Annotated in this window: 15 protein-coding genes; 2 read left to right on the forward strand and 13 right to left on the reverse strand. The window is 60.8% G+C overall.

The window, feature by feature from the left end; all coding sequences use genetic code 11:
- Positions 1–64: 64 nt before the first annotated feature.
- The 10 genes from ftsW to ZBI01S_RS01840 all read right to left on the reverse strand — a co-directional run bounded on the left by ftsW (position 65) and on the right by ZBI01S_RS01840 (position 11,936).
- Complete coding sequence (ftsW, locus tag ZBI01S_RS01795; RefSeq protein ID WP_083524425.1) at positions 65–1,375, reverse strand: putative lipid II flippase FtsW; 1,311 nt, start codon at positions 1,373–1,375, stop codon at positions 65–67.
- A 68-nt stretch (positions 1,376–1,443) separates the two neighbouring features.
- Complete coding sequence (gene murD, locus ZBI01S_RS01800; RefSeq protein ID WP_066055382.1) at positions 1,444–2,985, reverse strand: UDP-N-acetylmuramoyl-L-alanine--D-glutamate ligase; 1,542 nt, start codon at positions 2,983–2,985, stop codon at positions 1,444–1,446.
- Positions 2,982–4,094, reverse strand: a complete 1,113-nt coding sequence (gene mraY / locus ZBI01S_RS01805) for a phospho-N-acetylmuramoyl-pentapeptide-transferase (RefSeq protein ID WP_066055385.1) — start codon at positions 4,092–4,094, stop codon at positions 2,982–2,984. The genes murD and mraY overlap by 4 nt, the downstream gene beginning before the upstream one ends.
- The gene (locus tag ZBI01S_RS01810; protein WP_066055388.1) at positions 4,091–5,509 is read right to left on the reverse strand and encodes a UDP-N-acetylmuramoyl-tripeptide--D-alanyl-D-alanine ligase; all 1,419 of its coding nucleotides are present in this window, start codon (positions 5,507–5,509) and stop codon (positions 4,091–4,093) included. Before ZBI01S_RS01810 ends, mraY begins: the two co-directional genes overlap by 4 nt.
- Before the next feature lie 3 nt (positions 5,510–5,512).
- On the reverse strand, positions 5,513–7,054 hold the full coding sequence (locus ZBI01S_RS01815) for a Mur ligase family protein (protein ID WP_083524408.1): 1,542 nt from the start codon (positions 7,052–7,054) through the stop codon (positions 5,513–5,515).
- 14 nt (positions 7,055–7,068) lie between these two features.
- On the reverse strand, positions 7,069–8,859 hold the full coding sequence (locus tag ZBI01S_RS01820) for a peptidoglycan D,D-transpeptidase FtsI family protein (RefSeq protein WP_066055395.1): 1,791 nt from the start codon (positions 8,857–8,859) through the stop codon (positions 7,069–7,071).
- A gap of 131 nt (positions 8,860–8,990) precedes the next feature.
- The gene (ftsL, locus tag ZBI01S_RS01825; RefSeq protein WP_066055398.1) at positions 8,991–9,575 is read right to left on the reverse strand and encodes a cell division protein FtsL; all 585 of its coding nucleotides are present in this window, start codon (positions 9,573–9,575) and stop codon (positions 8,991–8,993) included.
- Complete coding sequence (gene rsmH, locus ZBI01S_RS01830) at positions 9,572–10,555, reverse strand: 16S rRNA (cytosine(1402)-N(4))-methyltransferase RsmH (protein ID WP_066055401.1); 984 nt, start codon at positions 10,553–10,555, stop codon at positions 9,572–9,574. Before rsmH ends, ftsL begins: the two co-directional genes overlap by 4 nt.
- 103 nt (positions 10,556–10,658) lie before the next feature.
- Positions 10,659–11,090 carry a division/cell wall cluster transcriptional repressor MraZ gene (gene mraZ / locus ZBI01S_RS01835; RefSeq protein ID WP_066055403.1) on the reverse strand — a complete coding sequence of 144 codons (432 nt, stop codon included), beginning with the start codon at positions 11,088–11,090 and terminating at the stop codon, positions 10,659–10,661.
- A 432-nt stretch (positions 11,091–11,522) separates the two neighbouring features.
- Positions 11,523–11,936: an SCO2097 family morphological protein gene (locus ZBI01S_RS01840; protein ID WP_066055406.1), complete on the reverse strand. Its 414-nt coding sequence runs from the start codon at positions 11,934–11,936 to the stop codon at positions 11,523–11,525.
- Positions 11,937–12,022: 86 nt separating this feature from the next.
- On the opposite strand from ZBI01S_RS01840, the gene ZBI01S_RS01845 reads away from it, so the two are divergent.
- On the forward strand, positions 12,023–13,111 hold the full coding sequence (locus ZBI01S_RS01845; protein WP_066055408.1) for a polyprenyl synthetase family protein: 1,089 nt from the start codon (positions 12,023–12,025) through the stop codon (positions 13,109–13,111).
- A 97-nt stretch (positions 13,112–13,208) separates the two neighbouring features.
- Here ZBI01S_RS01845 and ZBI01S_RS01850 read toward each other — a convergent pair whose 3' ends face one another.
- Entirely contained in the window at positions 13,209–13,568 is a 360-nt protein-coding gene (locus tag ZBI01S_RS01850) for an Rv2175c family DNA-binding protein (protein ID WP_245610497.1), read from the reverse strand.
- 173 nt (positions 13,569–13,741) lie between these two features.
- Here ZBI01S_RS01850 and pknB point away from each other — a divergent pair, with 173 nt between their 5' ends.
- Positions 13,742–15,694, forward strand: coding sequence for a Stk1 family PASTA domain-containing Ser/Thr kinase (pknB, locus tag ZBI01S_RS01855; protein WP_066055411.1), 1,953 nt, complete (start codon positions 13,742–13,744; stop codon positions 15,692–15,694).
- Positions 15,695–15,901: 207 nt separating this feature from the next.
- On the opposite strand, the gene ZBI01S_RS01860 is transcribed toward pknB, so the two are convergent.
- Both ZBI01S_RS01860 and ZBI01S_RS01865 read right to left on the reverse strand, forming a co-directional pair.
- Complete coding sequence (locus ZBI01S_RS01860; RefSeq protein WP_066055414.1) at positions 15,902–17,272, reverse strand: class II 3-deoxy-7-phosphoheptulonate synthase; 1,371 nt, start codon at positions 17,270–17,272, stop codon at positions 15,902–15,904.
- Positions 17,269–17,979, reverse strand: a complete 711-nt coding sequence (locus ZBI01S_RS01865) for a lysophospholipid acyltransferase family protein (RefSeq protein ID WP_066055418.1) — start codon at positions 17,977–17,979, stop codon at positions 17,269–17,271. The genes ZBI01S_RS01860 and ZBI01S_RS01865 overlap by 4 nt, the downstream gene beginning before the upstream one ends.
- Between the last annotated feature and the right edge of the window lie 267 nt (positions 17,980–18,246).

Here is an 18,246-nt window from a genome sequence, read left to right on the forward strand (position 1 = left end):
TTTCGTCCTCAACAGGTTTGGATGAGCGTTGGCGCGCTACGCGGGCACGCTGCGGCAGCGAAACTTAGCGAGTTTTCCGAGCGGTGGGCTGACGATGCGCAACTTCGGAGTCGTGCTTCGCCGTCTCGCGACACACGGACAGCACGATACCAATGGCCAAAAGCGAAGTGAGCAGCGCCGAACCACCGGAGCTCAATAGCGGCAGCGGTACACCGAGTACGGGGAGCAGCCCGAGCACTACGGCGATGTTGACGAAGGCCTGGAAGATAAACCACGAGAAGATCGCGCCCGTAATCACGCGGCCTGCCGGCGACACGGATTCTTTCCACACACGCAGCATCATGATGCCCATCGCTGCGATCAGCAGAATCACCACAAAGCCACCGATGAGCCCAAGCTCTTCGCCGATGATGGCAAAAATGAAGTCGTTGTCGGCTTCGGGAAGCCACGACCACTTGGCCGTCGAGTTACCGAGCCCGACACCGAAGACACCACCGCGTGCAAGCGCGTAGAAACCGTGGGAGGTCTGCCAGCACAGGCCTTCGTAATCGCAGTTTCCGGCGAAGAAGCTGGTGATACGAGCAACACGGTTGGGCGATACCGCCGCCATGAAGATGGCGCCGCCGACGGCGATGGCGGTCGCCCCAACGATGAATGCGCGGCGAATACCACCAAACCAGAGCGCTCCCAGCACCAATGCACCGATCACCATGACCGTACCCAGGTCCTTGCCCATCAGCGCCAGGCCGAGAACGAATGCCACCGGCAAACCGATCGGGATGACGAAGTTCTTGAGATCCCGCAGCTGCTCACCCTTACGGGTGATCATCATGCCCAGCCAAATGGCGAGCGCGACCTTGGCAAATTCCGCCGGCTGAATCGTGATCACGCCGAGGTTGAGCCAGGCGCGGTTACCGTTAACTTCGACGCCCAATGGGGTAAACACCAACGCCTGCAACACCATGGCAAAGAAAAGCGCGAGCCAGGCAACGCTACTCGACCAAAACCGCGTCGGGATGCGCGAAGCCACCAGCATGAGCGGGATACCGATCAGCGCGAAAATACCCTGACGCAGGAACCGGGTTGACAGCGCGTTACCGCGGGCAAATTCTTCTACCGACGAACTCGAGAACACCATCACGAGACCGATCACGACCAGTACGAGCACGATGCCCGTGAGCATCGAGCTATTGAAGCTGGCTGGTTCTTCTGTCTTCAGCAGCTTGATGCGATAAGCGAGACCACTACCAGTCTGAGTGTCCGTACCGGATGCGGTTCCGTCGCTGCGCAGGTGTGAAGCGCCGCCACGTACGGTTCGGTCACTTGCACCGCCAGCCTGGGCGCTGGTGGTTTCGGACTTGGAGTTCCGTGCCATGCGCATCCTTTCAGCTAGCGGAATTGGTCGGATGTGGGATCGGGTCTGGTGGTGTCTACACCGGCGAATTAGCCGAGATCAACACCGTTATCGTTGGTGGGTTCATCGTCATCTGCCGACGCCGGCGCCGAAGTCGAGGCGAAGTGCGCGCGAACCGCATCCGCAAACTTGGCTCCGCGGTCGGCGTAGCCACCGAATTGATCCATGGATGCCGCGGCCGGAGCCAAAAGCACCGTATCCCCCGCATTCGCAAGCGTTTGGGCGTGACGTACGACCGTCGGCATGACGTCATCATTGTCGACATCGGCAATCTCGATGACCGGCACATCCGGCGCGTGCGCGGCGAGTGCCGCCACAACCGGTTCGCGGTCAACTCCGATCACGATCGCTGCGCGCATCCGGTCTGCGTGTGCCGAAACGAGCGGTGAAATATCGACGCCTTTAAGCAGTCCGCCGACAACCCAGACCACGTGCTGGTATGCCGCGAGCGACGCATTGGCAGCGTGCGCGTTCGTCGCTTTAGAGTCGTCAACCCACAGCACGCCTTCATGCTCAGCGACGAGTTCGTTTCGGTGATGATCTGCCGAGAACGAGGTAACTGCAGCGTGAATGGCCTCGGTCGAGACATCGTAGGCACGTGCCAGGGCAGCCGCCGCCAACACATCCTCAACGAGGTGTTTCGCACCCAGTCCGCGTGCTCGCAGCTCGTCGAGCGTGGCGAGTTCGAGGGCGGAATTACGGCGGTCCGCCAAGAACGCACGGTCAACGAGTACGCCGTCAACCACGCCCATATTGCTTGGGGAAGGCACATCCGTACCGAACCCGATTGCGCGCGCGCCTTCAACAACGTCGGCGGCTTCGACCAGGGCTTCGGTTTCAGGGTCCGCCAAGTTATAGACACAGGCGCGCTGCACCTGGTGATAGGCGCGTCCCTTTGCTGCCTTGTAGGCGTCAAAACTGCCGTGCCAGTCGAGGTGGTCGGGTGCGATGTTGAGCACAACCGCAGCGATTGGTGAGAGCGAGTACGTGTGGTGCAGCTGGTAGCTAGAAATCTCGACAACGAGCGCTTCGAAGCCCTCCGGGTCACGGATCGCATCCAACACCGGAATACCAATATTGCCGGCAGGTGCCACGCGGATTCCCGCCGCCGCAAGCATGTGCGCGGTGAGCTGCGTCGTCGTGGTCTTCCCGTTCGTACCGGTAACCAACAACCAGTCCGACGGTGTACCGGTCTTGTCCCGAAGGCGCCAAGCGAGTTCGATGTCGCCCCACACCGGCAGTTCCTGGCCGTACACCCACTGCAGTAGCGGATGCGTGGGCTTGTACCCGGGCGACGTCACCACAAGTTCGGGGGCGAAATCGACCAGTACCTGGGGAATCTCGTCGCTGCGTTCGGTCACCGCAACGGGCACCCCAAGAACGCCAAGAATCGTCTCGCGGTCTTCATCATGGCGGCCAGCGATAACGATGACGTTGGCGCCGAGTTCTTGCAGGGTGTCAGCCACCGCAAAGCCGGTCATGCCAAGGCCGAATACTGCTACCCGCAGACCCGACCAGTCATCGTGCCAGCTGCGCAGTGCATCTGGGTTACGGCGTTCTTGCTCGCTCATTGTCCAAACATTCCGCTAGCAAACGACCATTCCGAGTAGAACAGGGCGAGGCCCGTGATGGCGAACAGCACACCAACGATCCAGAACCGCACGACAACTGTTTGTTCGGCCCATCCCTTGAGCTCATAGTGATGGTGGATGGGGCTCATCAAGAAGATGCGCTTACCGCCGGTCAGCTTGAAGTAGAGGCGCTGAACGATAACCGAACCGGTGTCGAGCACGAACAGACCGGCAATGACCACGAGCAGCAATTCGGTGCGCGTGATGATAGCCATAGCGGCGAGTGCACCACCGAGTGCGAGCGAACCGGTGTCGCCCATGAAGAGCTTGGCGGGCGAGGTGTTCCACCAGAGGAAACCGGCCAGCGAACCCACGATCGCGGCGGCGACCATCGCCATGTCGAGCGGCGCGTAGACGTCGTAGCAACCCTGCGCGACCTGCTGCGACAGACGCTCCGAGTGACAAAGCTGGTTGAACTGCCAGTACCCGATAACCCCATACGAACCGATCGCGAAGATCGATGCGCCCGTGGCCAATCCGTCAAGGCCGTCGGTGACGTTCACCGCGTTCGACGTCGACGTCGTCACCAACACGATCCAAATCACGACAGCGAGCGTGCCAACCACGAGGCCGAGCTGCATGAAATCAATGTCGGTGTCGCGGAACACCGAAATAGCGCTCGATACCACTGGCACGCCGTGGTCATTGACCACCTGCAAACCGATGAGGGCAAACAGCGCCGCCACGACGATCTGGCCGGCAATTTTCTGCCAACCGCCAAGACCGAGCGACTGGTGCTTTCGCACCTTGAGGAAGTCGTCAATGAACCCAATGAGCGCGTGGCCCAAGAACATCAAGATGACGAGCAGACCCGCAGCCGTCGGTGCTTCTTGCGTGAGCAGGCAGGCGACAAAGTACGCAAAAATACTGCCGATAACGAAGACGATGCCGCCCATCGTGGGCGTACCTCGCTTTGCGAAGTGCTCCTTCGGCCCATCCTCCCGAATGTATTGCCCCCAGCGCAGCCGGTTGAATCCCTTGATGAACACGGGAGTCAGCAGCAGCGTAAAAGCGAGACCAATTGCTCCGGCGAGCAAGATGCCGATCAAGCGTTCATTCCCTTCACATAGTCACCGAGCCGGTCGCCCAACGACATCAGCCCAGCAGCATTCGATGATTTCACGAGTACCAGATCACCGGCTTGCAGCTGTGCGGTGATCGCGTCAAAGGCTTCGTCTGCATTCGCGAAGAACGCAGCTTCGTCATCCCAGCTTCCCTCTGCCACGGCGGCGAGGTAGAGCGGGCGAGCTTCGGTGCCGATGACGAACGTGCGGTCGATACGCAGGCGAACCGCAAGCTCGCCGAGTTTCTGGTGTTCACTTACGGCAAGGTCGCCGAGTTCCGACATGGATCCGAGCACAGCGATCGTTCGCTGGCCGGGCTCGGCAATCTGTGCGAGCGTGCGCAAGGCTGCGGCCATCGAGTTTGGGTTGGCGTTGTAGGCGTCGTTAATCACCGTGATTTCGCCGCGATGGAGAACTTCCATGCGGCCGCGTTCGGCACGCGTAGTGGCTTCAAGCACCGACACGACCGTGTCCATCGGTACCTGCTCTACCCAGGCCGCCGCGGCGGCTGCGAGCGCATTCATCACGTGGTGTTCCCCGATGACTGGGAAATGTACCGGTCGCGGTGCCTCGTTAGGCACGTGCAGCGTAAACCGGGTGCCATCGGCGCCAACCGTGACGTCGGTGGCACGAATCTGTGCCGCATCCGAACGACCGAACCAGACAACGCGTCCGGGCGCTGCCGACTGCATCCGTACGACTCGGGCGTCGTCAGCGTTGAGTACGGCGACGCCGTCTGGTCCGAGTGCCTCAACCATTTCGCGCTTGGCGATTTCGACCTGTTCGATGCCGCCGAACTCACCAGCGTGAGCCAGCCCCACCATCAGCACAATGCCAACGTCCGGGCGAGCCATGTCAGTAAGGCTGCGAATCTCGCCGACTCGACTGGCGCCCATTTCGGCAACGAGCGTGTCGGTTCGCTCGTTGACTTTGAGGAAGGTCGTCGGTGCACCGACTTCGTTGTTGAAGGATGCGATTGGTGCGACGACCTCGCCCATTTCAGCAAAGATCGCCCGCAGCAGGTTCTTCGTAGTGGTCTTACCGTTCGAGCCGGTGACCGCAACCACACGCATCCGCCCCATCGCCCGCACTCTCGATACGACTTCGGTTGCGAGCGCACCCAGCGCGAGCACGGTGTCCTTCACGATGATCTGCGGCACGTCAACATCAAGCTGGCGTTCGCCTACGACGAGCGCAGCGCCGAGCTCAACGGCCTTCGGTGCGAAGAGGTGCCCATCGGTGAACTCCCCCGGCTTCGCGAAGAAAATGTCACCAGGGGTGATGTTGCGCGAGTCGGTATCGCTACAACCAGAAATCTCGGTCGCCTCGGTTGCATCGCCGGCGAGGATGAGTTCCCCGTCGACGATTTCGGCAATCGTTGCCAGTGTGAGGCAAATCATCCGTTACCACCCTGCTTCGTCAAGTGCTAGGCGCGCGGTCTTGAGCGCCGAGTACGCAACCTTACCTTCGGCGCGGTGCTGCGCATCCTCATGCCCCGGCCCTGCGTTGATCACCACATCGCCCGGCTTTGCCTGCGCAATCGCGGTGCGCAGTGCCGTCTCAGGGTCCGCGATCTCTTCAACGCGGGCTTTCCCAACCGAGCGCGCAGCTTCGAGCAGTGTCGCGCGGATGCTCGCGGGATCTTCCGTACGCGGATTGTAGTCACACACGATGACTCGGTCGGCGATCGAGGCCGCGATCTGGCCCATTGCTGGACGCTTGAGTGTGTCGCGGTCGCCATCGGCACCGAACACAAAGATGAGTTCTCCGGTTGCCAGCGGGCGCAACGCGGTCAGTGCGCTGCGGAAAGCTTCTGGGGTATGACCGTAGTCCACATACACCCGTGGACCGCGCTCGTCGGTTGACACGAGCTCGAGGCGCCCCGGCACGCGGGCCGCAAACCCACCGGCGGTGTCGAGCGCTTCTTGAATCTGCTCGGGTTCCCAGCCGCCCTGCATGACGGTCAGGACCGCGCAGGCAGCATTCATGGCCGAAAACGCACCGGGCATGGCGATCGTCGAATGCACTTCGCGATCTTCTGGACCGTGCATCGAAAAACCGACGCCCGCATCCGTACCCCAAGATTCGACCCACCAGTCTGCGCCAGCGTCGGGGTTCGACGCGACGGTCATGACCGGGATGCGGGTTTCTTCGACCACGCGACGACCCCAGTCATCGTCGATGTTTACGACGCCGCAGCGTGCGGCCTCTGGACGGAACATCGCGAGCTTGGCCTGGAAGTAGTGTTCTTCGTCGCGGAAGTCATCGAGGTGATCGTGCGAGAAGTTGAGAAACGAAATCACATCGAGGTACATACCGGCAAGGCGGTGACCGAGCGAGGTGTGCGCCGATACTTCGATAGCGGCCACGCGGTCGCCAACCTCACGCATGCGTGCCAGGAGGCTGTGAAGCTGGTCAGATTCTGGCGTGGTGAGCTGCGAGGCAATGGTCTCCTGGCCAACCAATCGCTCAACCGTCGTCGACATGCCGCAGCTGACACCGAGGTGCTCGACCAACTCAGCAATGAGGTACGTGACCGTCGTCTTACCGTTCGTACCCGTCGCGCCAAACAGGCGTGGCGCTTCCGGGTCGGTGCGGTAGACCCAACCAGCAATGTGGCCAAGCGCGTATCGCGGATCATCAATGACGATTACAGGGATGTCGAGACCGTTACGCTCAATAATCGCCAGACCGGCCGCATCCGTTGCCACCGCAACGGCGCCCGCTTCAATGGCCTGATCGGTAAATTCCGCGCCGTGTCGGCGAACACCCGGAATTGCGACGAAGACATCCCCAGCGTGTGCGCGCTGCGCTGAGCTGGTTACACCCGTGACTTCAAGACCTTCAATGTCGGCCTCGTTGGCTGCTTCTAGGCCAAACTCTGCACACAGCTCCGAAAGCACGCGTGGAACGGGATGATGGGGGCGAATACTGTCTTCTGACACGGTCTTCCTGATGGTTACTTAACGATATTGATGTCGGGCCATGGCTGCGCAGACGGCGCGACGCCATTGACTGACAGCACATACGACATGGTCTTCTGCCATGCCGGTGCCGCGGCACTACTGTTTCTGATGTTAGTCGGGTGCGACAAGGTCACGAGCACCACATACTGCGGATCATCAATCGGAGCCACTCCCACGAGCGAAATGTTGTGCTCGCCCTTCAAGTAAGTACCGGTTTCTGGGTCAACGCGCTCGGACGTACCGGTCTTGATACCAATTCGGTAACCGGGAACGGCAACTTGGTCAGCCAACCAACCCTCGCGAGCGGTTGCTTCCATACCTTCAAGCGTGAGCTTGGCTGCCTTTTCAGAGACTACTGGCGTACCGGTGGTGTCGGGAACGTCAGTGACCGTACCGTCTGGTTTCGTGCATCCGCGCACCAATTGCAGCGGCTTCTGCTCGCCCTTGTTGGCGATGGTCTGAAAGGCGCTGGCCATTTGCGCGGGTGTCGTGGTCAGACCGTGACCGAAGGTACTGGCGTGCTCGGTCTGAATATCCCACTCGGATGCATCCCGCATGACCCCGGGTTCCTCACCCGGAAAATTCACGGCCGTACGGGTCGTGAACCCGAACTTCAGCATGGCTTCATAGCGCTCTTGCTTTGGGATTCGCGACGCGAACTCAGCAGTACCGACGTTGGATGATTCGGTGAGCACACCGTTCATGTTCATTTGCACCGGGTCGTGCGGTGCGTCATCACCAAAGCTCGCGCCGTCATCCTTTGGCCAGTGATCGGGCACGGTAATGACGTCGTTGGGCGAAATCGCGCCCTTGTCGTACAGGATGGCCGCGGTCACCGGCTTCATGATCGAACCGGGTTCGTACGGTGCTGTAAAGGTGTTTGCACCTCGAAACTCGGCGTCCGTGGTGGTCGGATCATTTGGGTCAACCGTCGGATACTCCGCCGCTGCCACCAGCTCACCCGTCTTCGCTTCGACGACCGTGATAGTGCCATACTCGGCGTTGACTCGTTTGGCTTCTTCGGCCAGGATTTGCTGCGCCCGCCACTGCGTGTCGGCATCGATCGTGAGCTTGAGATCACCGCCGGCAACGGGTTCTTTAATGACGACTACCGAGCCCGGAATCGTGACGCCGTCAGCCGATCGTTCATAGGCTTCTTCGCCATTGACGCCCGCGAGGCAAGCATTGTACTGGCTCTCCACGCCGGCCAGAGGTTCGCCGTCGCTACCAACAAAGCCGATCAGGCTGCCACCAACGGCACCGTTCGGGTACGTGCGCATCGGGTGTCGTTCAAAGTAGACCCACGGAATGTGCAACTCACGGACCTTTTGGTACTCCTCAAGCGTGACCATCTGGGCGAGATAGCCAAACTCCGATTCAGGGTCGGCTGCCAGCATCGCATCAACGCTCGCACGCAATTTGCCCGGATCCTGCCCGGTAATGTTCGCGATTTTCTTGAGTGCCTCGTCGACGGTCACGATTTCGGCTTTGTCGGTTTCCGAATTCGGACGCTTGAAGTCCTTCATGTTCACCGGGGCCAGGGTGATGTCGAATCGGTCGACGCCCGAGGCCAGCACGGCACCATTGCGGTCAACGATCTGCCCGCGAGATTCCCACAGCGTTGATTCCACGCCGCGGCGGCCAATGGCTTCTTCGTTCAGCGCGGCCGCATCCACGATTTGGAGCCCGACAAGTCGAACCAAGAAGGTGAAGACGACGACCACGATCGCAGCGAACGCCGGTACCGCGCGGGCGAACCGGCTCCGTTGTTTGCGAGCAGCCATGGTTGGGGTCTATCTCCGTGGGGTATCAGGTGGTGAGTTTGGTGGTGTTTCGGTGCGGGCACGCTTGGTCGCGCGTGCCAACGAGAATTCGGCCCGAACTGGATGCGTTCGGACCGAATTTACCTAATCGTCTAGTGAGTTTCGGGCGAGCGAAGTTCAAATTCTGACGGTACGGCAGGTTTCGCGGGCTTGGCCTGCGACGCACCGGAGCCGTCCTTCTTCTTCGGATCCTTAGCGTGCTCAGCTTCGATCGCTTCCGCCGCCTTGTTTTCGACCAGCGATGGGTCGATCGGCGCTGCTGCCTGACCGGCCATGGCCGAGTCGCCCTGAATCGCACCGGTTTGCACGTCGAGGTACACGAACCCGGCGCTCGGTACCATGCCGATTTCCGTGGCACGCTCGGCAAGCTGCTGCGGGGATGCGGCGGCATCTGACTGCTCGATCGCGGCGGTGCGCTCTCGCTGCAGTTCGAGTCGTTCCTTTTTAAGCGATTCGGCCCGGTACGCATCCTGCATGGTGACAGTGGCCAGTGCCAGCTGCAGGACGACCACACCGAGCACGGTGCCGATGAAGATCACCAGCTTGCGACGGGACATGACCGTGCGTTCGCGAATCGACTCGACCAGGCGCAGGTGCGCCCGCCGGTTGCGATCCGTCTCTCTTGCCGGTACGGCGGTCGAGGGTACGGCCGTGATGGGTTGCGTCAGTGCGCTCATGCGTTCGTACTCCGGATTCGTTCTACCGCGCGCAAGCGCACAGGCTTGGCACGGGGGTTGTCGTCGATTTCTGACGCGTCAGCGAGTTCGGCGCCGCGGGTGAGCAGTTTGAACTCGGCCTGCAACTGGTCAGGCAGGACGGGTAGGTGACGTGGGGCGTCAACGGTGGTGATCTCAGCGAAGGTGCGCTTGACGTAGCGGTCTTCTTGCGATTGGTAGGCCTCGACGAGTACCCGGCCGCCAATGGCCGTGCGCGCGAGTGCCTGCGGAAGCGCGGACTCGAGGGCCTCGAGTTCCCGGTTCACGACCACCCGTAGCGCCTGGAAAACGCGCTTTGCCGGGTGTCCGGCATGCTTCTTCGCGGCAGGCGTTGCCTGCTGCAAGATGTCGACGAGCTGTCCGGTCGTCCGGATGGGCGCTACCGCCCGGGCACGCACAATGGCGCTCGCGTAGCGGGGCGCGAGCTTTTCGTCGCCGTAGCGATAGAACAGGTCGCGCATCCCGGCCTCATCCAGCGAGTCGAGCAGATCTGCCGCCGTCTGCCCACGGGTACGGTCCATGCGCATATCGAGCGGCGCATCCTGCATGTACGAAAAGCCACGTTCGGCTTCGTCGAGTTGCAACGACGAGACACCGAGGTCAAAGAACACCCCGTGTACTTCGGCAATATCGAAGTCATCGAGTACCTGCTCGAATTCGTCGAACACCGCGTGCGCGATGCGCACCCGGTCACCGAACTTCGCGAGACGTTCGCTCGCAATCTCAATAGCGTCAGCGTCGCGGTCAATTCCAACGAGTTGCACCTGTGGAAAGCGCTCCAGCACAGCTTCCGCGTGGCCGCCCATGCCGAGCGTGCAGTCGACATAGACCGGTGCGGCGCTGGATGCATCGGTGCGCGGTTTAAGCGCCGGTGCGAGCAATTCAACGACACGGCCACGGAGTACCGGGGTGTGGATGGTGGTGAGATCGCGCTGAGTCATACATTCTCCGCACTGTCTGCCCCTACCCCCCGATCCCGAGTCATTCAACCTGCAGCTGGGGAAGTTGCGTCAGGGTAAACGACTGGGGATCGCAGGCCAGGGACTAGAACAGTCCCGGAATCACCTCCTCGGCGGTTTCAGAAAAAGCGGCTTCGTTTTCGTTGACGTAGTTGTTCCAAGCCTCGGCACCCCAAATCTCGGCGCGGCTTCCGGCACCAATCACGGCGAGCTCACGCTCAAGACCGGCGTACTGACGCAATTGCTGCGGGATCGTCACACGGCCCTGCTTGTCCGGAGTTTCTGCATGTGCACCCGAAAGCAACAGACGCAGGTAGTCACGCGCCTGCTTGCTCGTAACCGGGGCTTGGCGGATGCGGTCGTGGAACCCCTCGAATTCGGCATTCGAGAAGACATAGATGCAGCGCTCCTGACCACGAGTGAGCACGACACCGTCAGCGAGCTGTTCGCGAAATTTTGCCGGCAGGATTAGGCGCCCTTTTTCGTCGAGCTTCGGTGAGTACGTCCCGAGAAACATGACCCACCGCCTTTCTGCTGGAAATTCCACGCCGCAACACTTGCCACCACTTTACTCCACAACACCCCACCAGTCCATGGTTTTTCGCATTCTTATGCGGGTTTTTCCTGTGTAACCCCTTGGAAACACTGGCCTCTAGCAGGGTGGTGGAAGGTGGAGGGAAAATTCACACTTTTGCCACCGCGGGGACGGGTTCCCCATACCTGCGCGGTAAGAACCACTCCACTCCTGCGCGTTATCGGCGCGGATTCTCTGGGCCATCCCTCCCCCAAAATCCCGGGGAGCAAAGTGGGACCGCCCGTTACGGAGCGAAGTGGGGAGGAATGTGGGGAGGGATGTGGAGCGACGCTTCTGGAAACACAAAACGGGCCGATGTTCTGAAGAACACCGACCCGTTGTGGATGTGGCGCCTAGCGCCAGTCGCTATTGGATCTAAAGCTGACCGTCTTGACGGCGATTCCAGCGAGATTCCATCTGGTCCATGAACGATTGTCCGCTTCGCGATGACGACGATGGGCTCGACTTGCCCGAGGTGCCACCTGATTTTCCCTTCGGAGCTGCCGTCGGCGCATCCGCAGCAGCCGCAGAACCGGTACCCGAAAAGGCCCAATAGATACCGCCCACGAGAATCACAAAGCCAAGCAGTCCGACCAGCGGCTGCTGCACCGAGAGCCCGAGCACGACAACACCAATACCGACCGCGAGCGCGAGCACCGCGTTGACGACCGACTTGGGCGAAATGGTGATTTCGGTATTTGGCGTCGTCGAGACAACGTCAGCCTCGTTTGCATAAAGGCTGCGCTCCATCTCTTCGAGCAGTCGTTGCTCTTGTTCAGACAGTGGCATTGTCCCCTCGCAATTGTTGTGATGCCGCGGCATGGAAGTAATACCAACCAACTTTAGCGCCATATGGAGCGAATAGCATGGGACTCATGACTGACCCTGCAGTGTTGATTGACGACGTGAACGCCCGCTTGTTGTCACTGTTCGATTCACAGCGCGAGCCGTTGACCGCGATTAGCTCCGAGCTGACCCCATTACTCGAGGAACTCGAGGCATTCACCGCCGGCGGCAAGCGCACCCGCGCCCAGTTCGTTGCCGCTGGTGCACGGATGGCCGGGCCCGCGCGTGCCGATTCGGTGCACGAGGCCGTTGTGGCCGCGGCCACGGCGCTTGAACTCTTCCACGCCGCTGCACTCATCCACGACGACCTCATTGACCGCTCGGACACCCGTCGCGGCCGTCCAGCCACGCACCGCATGTTGGAGACGATGCACGGCGAGAAGGCTTGGGTTGGCGATGCCGCCCACTTTGGCGTCTCCGGCGCAATTCTGGCCGGCGATCTGCTGCTCATGTGGAGCAACGATCTGATTGCTGAGGCGCTTTCCTTGGTGACACCCGAGGCGGCTGTACAGTCGGCCCGCGCCTTTAGCCGCATGCGCACCGAAGTCACTGCCGGGCAGTACCTCGACATCGTTGAAGAGCATGCCTGGCCGCATGTCGATCCGGTCAAGCGACTCGAGCGAGCGATCACGATTGCCACGTCGAAGTCGGCACGTTACTCAGTTGAGTCACCGCTCCTGCTCGGTGCGACGCTCGCGGGGGCTTCGGCAGCACAGCTCGAGCTTGCGAGCCGAATTGGTTTGCCGCTCGGTCTCGCATTCCAGATCCGAGACGATATCCTCGGCGTCTTTGGCGACTCCGCAGTCACGGGCAAGCCTGCCGGTGACGACCTCCGTGAGGGCAAGCGCACTGTGTTGATTGCCGAGCTCAGCGGTCGAGTTGATGCCGAGACACAAGCCTTCTTTGATAACCGCCTGGGAATGCCAGACCTCTCGACGGCCGAAATCTCACGGATGCAGGAGGTGCTCATGTCCAGCGGCGCGCTTGCCGCTACTGAAGCGCGCATCCAAGCCTGGCTCGATGATGCTGTTCGCGCGATCGGTGAAGCTGAGCTTGCCGAAGAAGACGAGCAGCGGTTCATCGCGCTCGCTGAACGCATCGCGAAACGCGATTCCTAACCCCCACCAGTCGAGCAAAAGGCCCGCTCCCAGACATGGGGCGGGCCATCTTGCATTCCGACTACTCGTCCGACGCAGATGCGCCAGCAAGTGGTGCTCAGTCGATAAAGAGCTGCACAGCCTTGCGAACCGTGGACTTGTGACCGGCGACCAACGTTTCGATCGGTGTCGCGCCGATGAAGTCATCCTCAGACAGCAGCCAGATCATGGCTTCGCGACCGGTTACGCCGTGATCTTCAAGCAGGGTGAGCGTGCCGCGGAGGCCGGCGAGCGGCTCACCGTCACGAATAAAGAGTGCGGGGATGCCCATGGCGCCATCGTGTTTGGCCGCGAGCAAGAAGTGATCCTCGATCAGCCGGTGCAACCGGCCCGAAGACACACCGAGCTGCTCGGCAGCGGTTGGAAGGTCTAGCCACTCATAGGACGCAAACACTGCGTCAGAAGAATTCTCGTGCACGCTGTCAATCGTTGCAGAATGTGGCGGTGTTCGCGACCGGAACCGCACCTCAGCCTTCGGTGCGACCACGGATCGGACTGCCGAACGGCATCCCGTCAGAATCTAAGCTAACGAAATCGCAGCTTGCGGAGTTTTGCTCTTTATCGCTTGCCCGTACCGACTACGCTGCCAGCGTGACCCAAGCGAATTCTGATGCACTCATCGGCCGTCTTATTGATGGCCGTTACCAGGTGCGTTCGCTTATCGCCCGCGGCGGCATGGCGACCGTCTATGTCGCCACGGATGTCCGCCTCGAACGTCGTGTGGCGATCAAGGTCATGCACGACAACCTGGCTGCAGACGACGCGTTTCGCGACCGATTCATTCGCGAGGCTCGCGCTGCCGCGCGATTGGCGCATCCGAATCTCGTCAATGTGTACGACCAGGGCGAAGACGGCCGTTTGGCGTACATCGTCATGGAGTACGTGCCGGGCATCACGCTTCGTGACCTGCTGCACGACCACCACCGACTGACCGTCGAACAGACCATCGACATTATGGATGCAGTCCTGGCCGGCCTGCAGGTCGCGCACCGTCAGGGCATCATCCACCGCGATATCAAGCCCGAAAATGTGCTGCTAGCCGACGACGGCCGCATCAAGCTTTCGGACTTCGGCCTGGCGCGAGCCGCGACCGCAAACACCGCTTCCGGCTCAGTCCTGCTCGGCACGATCGCCTACCTGGCACCAGAACTCGTCACCAAGGGCACGGCCGACGTGCGCAGTGACATCTATTCGGCCGGCATCATGATGTACGAGATGCTGGTTGGTGAGCAGCCGTATCGTGGCGACGAACCGGTGAATATCGCGTACCGCCACGCGAACGACAACGTCCCCGCGCCGAGCGAAGCGCAACCAGACGTGCCGCAAGAGCTTGACGATCTGGTGATCTGGGCGACCGAGCGACAGGCAACTGATCGCCCCGCCGATGCTGGCGCCATGCTCGCCGCACTACGACAGGCAGAACGCGATATCAGCGCAGGCGGCGGCGCTCCCCTGCCACCGGAAGCCGCAGCGCAGTTTGCGGCCGACAACGAAACCAAGCTGTTGGCAGCCACGAGCGAGTCGCTAGAGCCGCTGTACCAGCCGACTGGCGCAATCGATGGCGCAATCGTGCCCGCTCCCGCAACTCCGACGGCGAAGGCGTCGGCAGCGGGTCGACTCCAACGCATCAACCGGCAGAAGCGCCGCTCCGGCGTCGTGGCCGCATTCGTCGTGCTGTTCTTGGCGCTCGGCGCGGCCGGCTTTGGTTGGTGGAACGGATTCGGGCCGGGTTCGTATGACGCGGTGCCTGACGTGAACGGCCTCACCCAAGACGAGGCGATTGCGTCGATTGAATCCGCAGGCTTTGTCGTGGGTGATATCACCGAAACGAACTCGCTTGAATACCCAAAGGGCACGGTCATGTCGACCGATCCTGCCGGTGGTAGCTACCTGGCGCCGGAATCGGTCGTTGGGCTTGAAATCTCGGCCGGTCCCCGCTCTCTCACCGTGCCTGCAGTCGCGAACCTCCCCCTGAGCGAGGCCGAAAAGGTCATCACCGATGCCGGATTCGTCGTTGACCCGGCGACGCACTCTCGCGAGTTCTCGGACGTTGCCGAAGATCACGTTATTCGCGGCACCACCGAGACCGGTGAACCGCTGCCGGTCGAAATGCTCGAACAAGAGCCAATTCGCCTGGTGGTGTCAGCCGGCAGCGTGCCCGATGTCGCAGGCCAGGGTGTCGAGGAAGCTAAGGCGACGCTGAAGGCCCGCGGCCTCGAAGCTGCCGTCATCGCCGAACAGCACTCTTCAACGGTTCCAGCCGGCATCGTGATCTCCCAAGAAGCAAGCGCAGATCCGATGCGTCCCGGCGACACAGTCAATCTTGTCGTCTCGCTCGGCCCAGACCTGGTCGAAGTGCCGAATGTCGTCGGCAAGAAGGCTCCGGCCGCGATCAAGGCACTCGAGGATGCAGGCTTCAAGGTAAGCCACAGCATTCCGCAGGTGCTGTTGAAGGATGCGAAGGTCTCACGTCAGACTCCAGGCGCCGGTGAGAAGATCGAGCGCGGTTCATCGGTTTCGATCGAAGCCACGTTCACGTTCTAACGAGACTCGAACTAACGGGCTCAGGTTCCGCGAGCCGTGCTGTGTCAGACGCAATGGCTCGATCCTCGCGATGGCAAGCCTCGACCACCACCGCGTTATCAAACTCAGCCAGGCAAGTCAGTGAGCGACCACCGGCACTGATAACGACGAAACGGGGCAGCTCCCGAAGGAGCCACCCCGTTCATCCCGATTACTACGGGCCTCGAATTATGCGCGCTGCTGCAGCAGCTCAGCCACGAGGAACGCAAGTTCAAGCGACTGACGGTGGTTGAGTCGCGGATCGCACAGCGACTCGTAACGCGTAGCCAAGCCGTCCTCGTCGATGAGTTCCGCCCCGCCAAGGCACTCAGTAACGTCATCACCCGTGAGCTCAACGTGAATACCGCCGGGATGCGTGCCTGCGGCTTGGTGCGCTTCGAAAAAGCCGCGGACTTCATCCATAACGTCATCGAACCGTCGCGTCTTGAATCCGCGCTCTGTGGTAAACCCATTGCCGTGCATGGGATCGGTAACCCACAGCGGCGTCGAACCTTCAGCGGCAACAGCTGAGAGCAGATCTGGAAGTACGTCGCGAATCTTGCCGGCACCCATACGGGTAATGAAAGTCAATCGACCTGGCTCACGCTCTGGGTCAATCTTGTCCATAATGCGTAGCACCGTGTCACGATCGGTCGTCGGCCCGAGCTTGACGCCGATTGGGTTACGGACACGAGCGAAGAAGTCCATGTGGGCTTCGTCCAGATCGCGAGTACGTTCGCCGATCCAAATGAAGTGCGCCGACACATCGTACGGAAGCTGCGTGCGCGAGTCGATGCGAGTCATAGCCCGCTCGTACTCGAGCAGCAAGCCTTCGTGCCCGATGAAGAACTCGACCTCGCGCAACGCCTCGAAGTCGGCACCGGTGGCCTGCATAAACGCCAATGCTCGGTCAATTTCGCGGGTCATCGCCTCGTATCGACCGTTTGCTGGGTTGTTCGCGAAGCCACGATTCCAGCTGTGGACCTCGCGCATGTCGGCGAAACCACCGGTCGTGAACGCACGAATCAGGTTCAGCGTCGATGCCGAAGTGTGGTAGCCCTCAAGCATGCGAGCGGGGTCGGGCATACGCGACTCGGGTGTGAACGCAAAGTCGTTCACAATGTCGCCGCGGTAAGCAGGCAGCGTTACGCCATCGCGAGTTTCGGTGTCTTTCGACCGCGGCTTGGCGAACTGGCCAGCCATGCGGCCCATCTTCACCACGGGCATTGCGGCACCGTAGGTGAGCACGAGCGCCATTTGCAGCAGTGTCGAGACTCGGCCGCGGATCTTGTCAGCGGTCGCACCGGCAAACGTTTCCGCACAGTCACCGCCCTGCAGCACAAACGCGCCACCGGCGGCGGCGGTTGCGAGTCGTTCCCGCAGCGTGTCTACTTCGCCAGCAAACACCAGTGGCGGGCGGGTCTTCAGCTCGCTGATAACACGATCTTTTGCAGCAAGATCAGGCCAAGTCGGCTGCTGCCGAATCGGCAGCTCGCGCCAGGCGTCGAGTCCCAGCTCTGCGGTCTTCAGGTCATCTGCGGTTGCGTTGTCGTTTGTCATGAGTTTTGCGTCCTTGTGGCCTGCGTCTGGCGATTCTTTACCGACGAGGCATATACGTCTACATAGTCTTGATTGCTCTGGGCCGCGATTTCCGACATGATCTCGTCAGTGATTGCGCGGAGAATAAACCGGTTGGGTTCCATCCCCTGATATCGCGTGAACTCCATTGGCTTGCCGAAACGAATACCTACCTTGCCCGGCTTCGGGCGCTTGGCACCAATCGGCATGATTTTCTCGGCATCCACCATGATCACGGGCACCACCTGAACAGGCTGCTCACATTCAAGAATCATGCGAGCGATTCCGGTACGGCCGCGATACAGGCGTGCATCCGGGCTACGAGTGCCCTCCGGATAGATACCGAGCCAGTCGCCCCGATTAAGCACTTCGAGTCCGGTCTTGAGCGAGGCTTCTGATGCCTTGCCGCCGGATCGGTCAATCGGCAGCATTCCCGTACCCAAGAAGAACCAACGGGTGAGTTTTCCCTTGACTCCCTTGCCGGTGAAGTACTCGGATTTGGCCAGGAAATAGATCCGGCGCTTGAGCACGAGTGGCAGCAAAAACGAGTCGATAACCGAAAGGTGATTCGACGCGAAGATCACCGCGCCCTTGTGTTTCGGCAGGTTCTCGGCGCCTTCAACGTTTGGGCCGAACATTCGGCGTAGCACTGGGCCAGCAAACACGTTCTTGAGCAGCCAATAGAACATTCGTGAAATACCTCTCGTTTCGCGACTGCCATCATACCCAGGCAGGGAATGCCCCGACCATCAGACTCCAGCGATCGTGCCCGAGCACGAAACGCAGCGCATCCACCCACTACCGCACACGAACCAGTGCAATAAATATGCGGGCACACCACATCCACACCTGTTTGATCCTGCATTGGTGACTAGGATGTTCACGACAAATTTACTACCGACGCTGTTTTCACTATCGGTCCGGAATTTGAAATCGCTATCCCAAACGATTTCGAT

It is taken from the genome of [Zimmermannella] bifida NBRC 103089, assembly GCF_001570925.1.
Taxonomy (GTDB): Bacteria; Actinomycetota; Actinomycetes; order Actinomycetales; family Microbacteriaceae; genus Gulosibacter; species Gulosibacter bifidus.

What these genes read in the sequence shown, in the direction of transcription:
- ftsW (WP_083524425.1), bottom strand. Translation starts at nt 1,375, where the DNA reads ATGGCACGGAACTCCAAGTCCGAAACCACCAGCGCCCAGGCTGGCGGT.
- murD (WP_066055382.1), bottom strand. Translation starts at nt 2,985, where the DNA reads ATGAGCGAGCAAGAACGCCGTAACCCAGATGCACTGCGCAGCTGGCAC.
- ZBI01S_RS01810 (WP_066055388.1), bottom strand. Translation starts at nt 5,509, where the DNA reads ATGATTTGCCTCACACTGGCAACGATTGCCGAAATCGTCGACGGGGAA.
- ZBI01S_RS01820 (WP_066055395.1), bottom strand. Translation starts at nt 8,859, where the DNA reads ATGGCTGCTCGCAAACAACGGAGCCGGTTCGCCCGCGCGGTACCGGCG.
- ftsL (WP_066055398.1), bottom strand. Translation starts at nt 9,575, where the DNA reads ATGAGCGCACTGACGCAACCCATCACGGCCGTACCCTCGACCGCCGTA.
- rsmH (WP_066055401.1), bottom strand. Translation starts at nt 10,555, where the DNA reads ATGACTCAGCGCGATCTCACCACCATCCACACCCCGGTACTCCGTGGC.
- mraZ (WP_066055403.1), bottom strand. Translation starts at nt 11,090, where the DNA reads ATGTTTCTCGGGACGTACTCACCGAAGCTCGACGAAAAAGGGCGCCTA.
- ZBI01S_RS01840 (WP_066055406.1), bottom strand. Translation starts at nt 11,936, where the DNA reads ATGCCACTGTCTGAACAAGAGCAACGACTGCTCGAAGAGATGGAGCGC.
- ZBI01S_RS01845 (WP_066055408.1), top strand. Translation starts at nt 12,023, where the DNA reads ATGACTGACCCTGCAGTGTTGATTGACGACGTGAACGCCCGCTTGTTG.
- ZBI01S_RS01860 (WP_066055414.1), bottom strand. Translation starts at nt 17,272, where the DNA reads ATGACAAACGACAACGCAACCGCAGATGACCTGAAGACCGCAGAGCTG.
- ZBI01S_RS01865 (WP_066055418.1), bottom strand. Translation starts at nt 17,979, where the DNA reads ATGTTCTATTGGCTGCTCAAGAACGTGTTTGCTGGCCCAGTGCTACGC.